This is a genomic window from Crenobacter sp. CS_VA4, from assembly GCF_055597485.1.
This window is the reverse complement of the sequence record NZ_JBVMAE010000217.1, coordinates 1-232: the sequence shown is the minus strand read 5'-3', so window position 1 is coordinate 232 and position 232 is coordinate 1. Positions and strand designations below refer to the sequence as shown.

The following is a 232-nucleotide window of genomic DNA, read 5'->3' as shown; positions in this document are numbered from 1 at the left end:
CCACGCCCTGCACGGCACCGTTCTCGACTATCAGGTCATCCACAGCTTGCTGGAAAATTTCCAGCCCGGGCGCATTTTCCAGCGCGTGGCGAACAAAGCTGCGGTACAGGCTGCGGTCGGCCTGACAGCGCGTGGCGCGCACAGCGGGCCCCTTACTGGCATTCAACCGCCGCCACTGGATGCCGGCGGCATCGGCGGCCTGCGCCATCAGACCGCCCAGCGCGTCAATTTC

Annotated in this window: 1 protein-coding gene; it reads right to left on the bottom strand. The window is 65.9% G+C overall.

What is annotated here, in order from left to right:
* Nucleotides 1–232 (bottom strand): FAD-dependent oxidoreductase (locus ACZ2IA_RS23340; RefSeq protein ID WP_470294956.1); only part of this gene is annotated, 232 nt, incomplete at both ends.